General features: G+C 40.4%; 5 protein-coding genes. 3 read left to right on the forward strand and 2 right to left on the reverse strand.

Features of this window, described 5'->3' with window-relative positions:
- Nucleotides 1-453: 453 nt before the first annotated feature.
- On the forward strand, nt 454-1,815 hold the full coding sequence (locus Q0954_RS32890; protein ID WP_299465945.1) for a TolC family protein: 1,362 nt from the start codon (nt 454-456) through the stop codon (nt 1,813-1,815).
- A gap of 164 nt (nt 1,816-1,979) precedes the next feature.
- Here the strand turns inward: Q0954_RS32890 and Q0954_RS32895 are convergent, their stop codons facing one another.
- Both Q0954_RS32895 and Q0954_RS32900 read right to left on the reverse strand, forming a co-directional pair.
- A complete protein-coding gene (locus Q0954_RS32895) occupies nt 1,980-2,411 on the reverse strand; it encodes a hypothetical protein (RefSeq protein WP_299465948.1) in 432 nt (143 codons plus the stop codon).
- 183 nt (nt 2,412-2,594) lie between these two features.
- Entirely contained in the window at nt 2,595-3,140 is a 546-nt protein-coding gene (locus tag Q0954_RS32900; RefSeq protein ID WP_299465950.1) for a DUF4375 domain-containing protein, read from the reverse strand.
- Nucleotides 3,141-3,616: 476 nt separating this feature from the next.
- On the opposite strand from Q0954_RS32900, the gene Q0954_RS32905 reads away from it, so the two are divergent.
- Both Q0954_RS32905 and Q0954_RS32910 read left to right on the forward strand, forming a co-directional pair.
- A complete protein-coding gene (locus tag Q0954_RS32905; protein WP_299465953.1) occupies nt 3,617-3,787 on the forward strand; it encodes a hypothetical protein in 171 nt (56 codons plus the stop codon).
- Between the two features lie 12 nt (nt 3,788-3,799).
- Complete coding sequence (locus tag Q0954_RS32910) at nt 3,800-4,396, forward strand: hypothetical protein (RefSeq protein ID WP_299465956.1); 597 nt, start codon at nt 3,800-3,802, stop codon at nt 4,394-4,396.
- Nucleotides 4,397-4,536: the final 140 nt, after the last annotated feature.

Below are 4,536 nucleotides of genomic sequence, written 5' to 3' on the forward strand. Positions count from 1 at the left end.
AAGGGAGTTGAAGAAATTACAAAAAAAAGCTCTAAGAATGGGCTATCAAATACAAAAAATAGCTTCCTGATTATCAGCAGATTATGAAATTGGTAGATGGAAGTCAGGAGTTGGTAGTTGGTAGTCAGGAGACGGGAGTTGGTAGTCAGGAGTTGGTAGTCGGTAGTAGTTGGTAGTAGGTTTTTATTGTATTTGCAAAATTGAGAGTAAAGGCTTTTACCAACTACCAATTGACTGTGAACTAAAAAAACTCCCAACTACGGACTCCCAACTCTTAACTATCGGTAGTCGGTAGTCAGGAGACGGTAGTTGGTAGTCAGGAGTTGGTAGTAGGTTTTTATTGTATTTTGCAAAATTGAGAGTAAAAGCTTTTACCAACTACCAATTGACTGTGAACTAAAAAAACTCCCAACTATGGACTCCCAACTCTTAACTAAAAAAAACTAAATAGAAATGAACAAACATATAATATTTACCTTGATTTTTAGCCTGTGGGGTGGAGCGTTCGCCATTGCTCAACAAGGCTATAGCCTGCAACAATGCAAAGATTTGGTGTTGCAGCACAGTAAAAAGATGAAATATGCTCAGCTACAGCAACAAAAAGCAGAAGCAGTGCGCAAAGAAACCTGGATGCACCACTTGCCTAAAGTAGAGGCAGGTTTTTATGCGGTGCAACTCAACAAAAAAATGATAGAGTTTGACAATCCTTCGGGCAACTTGCCTGTGTACAACGGTGACCCACGAACTTTGCCTACAGCTACCCAATTTGCTTTTTTGCCTGCGATTTCGTTGGGGGCAGGCGACCGCATGCATACCGGAAACATTACTGTAATGCAACCCTTGTACGCTGGAGGGCGCATCAAAACGGGCAATCGTTTGAGCGAGTTAGGGGTAGAGGTAAGCAAGCTGCAGGTAAGCTTATCTAAAACTGAGTTGATTGCCAAAACCGAAAGCATGTATTGGCAGATTGTGGCGCTTGACGAGAAGCAAAAAACCTTGGATGCTTATGAAAAATTACTGGAAACAGTACTGAAAGAAGCCAAAGACGCGCTCAAGGCGGGGTTGATTGATAAAAGTGATGTGCTAAAGGTAGGGCTCAAGCAAAGCGAAGTCGCATTGAACAAATTGAAGCTTAAAAATGGCCGACAGTTGGCATTGATGGCTTTTTGCCAACATTTGGGCATAGACTACAACGAAAACATTCGCTTGACCGATGCTTTGCCCCCAAGTACTTTGCCTCAAAGCATACAAGCAGAAGCCGCCGCTAGTGTACCCAAACGTAGTGAGTACCAATTGCTGCAAAAGGTGGTAAAGGCAGAAGAGATGAAAACTCAAATTGAGCGTGGGCATTTTTTGCCCGAAGTAGGGCTAGGCGCCAGTGCTTTTTATTCTGATGCAATGGAGCACGGCAGTGATGGCAGGTTGGCAAGAGTAGGGGTGTTTTTGGCAGTTAGGATTCCAATATCTAATGTATGGAGCAAGCGCCACTCGCTGAAAAAACATGTATTGGGCGAAAAAATGGCACAAAACAAATTGGATGAAACCAAGGAATTGCTCAAACTACAAATCCAAAAAACATATTATGCCCTCACCGAAAGTGCGCAGGCTATAGCATTGGGGCAAAAAAAAGTAGCCCAACATGAAGAGTTCTTGCAAACGATCAAAGACCGCCATAAGGCAGGAGTGGTGCCCCTTTCTAAGTTGTTGGAAGCTCAGGCAGATGTGCAAAAAGCTAAAAGTGAATACATTGATGCCCTGAGCCATTATCATCAACAGGTGGTGGCTTATAAAAAAGCTACTGCGCAGTATGAATAAAAAAAGTGTGAATGAGTGAGTTTGTTAAGTGCTCACAATAGACTATGAGACGAATTCCTTTTTGGCTTTGCCAGAAAGGAATTTTTTTGTTGGAAAAATAGCAAGTTAAAAAGAAGGATAGGTAACTGTAAAACAATGGGTTAGGAAGGTGGTTAGATTTGAGTTTAGCTACTCAAATCTACCTTTATACCAAACCAGGCAAGGGCATCGTCAGTATTTTCAAAAAACTTGGTTTCAAACATGTTCGGAATGTTCTTGGTAGCCTCTACTGTTTGTTGCCCTGATAGGTTGGCTACTAAGTCTCTAGCGAGTATTTGGACATATTTTTTTAATCCAAACCCTATCCAGGCAGGTCCTAGCTGTGCTACTGTCCACTCTTGCATTTCGGGTCCTACAATATACAAGCGATTGACAGAGTTGTCGATCAGAAACTGGGGGCTATGTTCCAGGGTGAGTTCTTTTAGTTCTAAAATGAACTCTTGGTATTCTTCAAGCGACATATGCTCAGTAGAGGGTTTGTAGTCAATTACAAATAAACCTGGTTCTTCAAAGTATTTATAAGTGATAAAGGGCGTATCCAGTATAGTATTATTCATTTTTTTTGTTAAATTTAATTGAAAGTGATTGGTCATATAACTGATATTTTTTTGAAAAGTTTCAGGAAAAGGGCTTGTTTTCTTACTGGAGTTAAAAGAAAATAAAAGCAACAAAAAATAGCACCCAGCCAAAAACCAGGTGCTATTACCCCTTTAAAAAAACTACGGATAGTCAGATAGTAGTTAGTCTGTAAAAGCTATAAATTCTTCAGGATATTTTCTGATGTATTGCTCCATTTTGTCAATGGTTTTTTTGTGTAGCCTGAAATACTCAAAATCCATTTGGTTCAACTTTTCCAACTCCGCATAAAGTGGGCTGTCTATGAGCGAAGCATACTCGGTAAAAGTACTTTGCTGTAGTTGGTACTCTTCGTAGGCTTCGGTGATGAGCCGTTCCATAGCTTTGGCTTCAATCAGGCTTAAGCCGTTGCTCAATACAGGCACATACACTGCGTAACCATTCCAAAAAAACTGGACAAATCCCCCACTGGTTACCTCACTGTCCAAGTGCCATAGGGTAAACAGGGCTTGTTGCCCTGGTGAAAAACCCCTCAGTTTTTTATCTTTGTCTGATTGGACTATTGCTTCTGACAGTGGTTGCACCAGTTCCCAGCATAAGTCAATGCCCCTTAGTTTTTTAAATCTTTTGCGGGCAATGCTTTTTTGGGGTGGTTGGTTGGCATGGCGTTGGTTCAAGGATTGTGCATTTTGCCAGTAGGTGGTGTTCATAGTGTTTGGGTTATGTTTTGATTGTCTTGGTTTTATACAATGGACGGCAAGCAATCAGCCGTTAATTATTTAAAAAGAAAGCCCACCTTGTGCAGACTTCCTTTTTTTGATGCCTCGATTGATCCTGTTTTTGACCTCGTTTATACTTTGGGCGTTTTTTTCAGGTGTTTGTGTTATCTCCAAAGAGGTCAATTGTTGAAAGTAGTGTTGGGTGTTCATAGTGTTATTTAGTAAGTTAAGAGAGTAAGTTGTGTAGTGATTTGTTTATTATGTGAGCAAAGATACTATACCCACCTGCGTTTGCCAACTAAAAACCTACGCCAATTTTAGTTGATTTTTTTTGTTAAACTTTGCTTGGGTTAGATTTTTAGCAAGATTTCTGTCCTGAATTTATACGTTGATAATCAAGTGGTTAATGTTGGATTGAGTATTTTTTAAGCCTTCCAGTCTGGCGGTGGGAGAAAACAAGCTGCAAAATGACACTAGGTAACTTTATTTTATTTTTTGATAATAAAATTGGCGGAAGCCAAAATAATGGGCAACGTGGGTTTTTACCCAAAAAAGTAATAAATAAGGAGAGAGGGCAGACAAAAATAATTACTATTATTAAGCGTTTTATCAACAGCCAGCGTATAGGCTATAATTAAAACTGGGATACTATGAAAAACACCATTTACTTAATATTATTGATCACAGGTTTGACTTATCAGGCGCAAGCCCAAAAAGTACTTGAATACAAACAATATTACCACACCGGGCAAGCCCAGGTCAAGGCTGGGCAATACGACGCTGCTATTGCCAGCCTGGATAAAGCCATTGAACGCATGCCTTACTATAGTGCTATGTATGCCGAAAGAGGCAAGGCAAAACTCAAAGTGAAAGACTATGCTGGAGCCATCAGAGACTTTACCGTTGTATTACAAAAAAAATCTTATGATGCTCAAGCTTATTTGCAACGGGGCATTGCTTATTATCATTTGCAAGATTACAACAATGCCGAGTTTGACCTAAAAGATGCGTTACACTACCGTCCCGAAAATAGTGAGGCAAAACAATACCTTGATAAAACCCTTGCCAAGCAAGAAGAACTGAGACAACTTGCCCTACAACAACAAAACGAAATATTGGCTACGCAAAACCGCACCAATCAACGCGACGAGTGGGAGCGTCGCCAACGCCGTTTTTACCGCAACCAATTGATTTGGGGTACCATTGTACCATTGGCTGTTTGGACAAGCATTTTGTTGTGGAGGTAGTGACTATTTCTTAAACCCATTAATTGTGCTAACATTGTTGTGTTAAGTCTTCTGAAAGGCTATTTGACACGATTGATTGTTAGAAGTCTCCCGACTTCTCTGCGAATGCAGCTTTATTCAACATCAACCATTTTTTTGTG

The sequence above is a fragment of the uncultured Microscilla sp. genome, assembly GCF_947493425.1.
Taxonomy (GTDB): Bacteria; Bacteroidota; Bacteroidia; order Cytophagales; family Microscillaceae; genus Microscilla.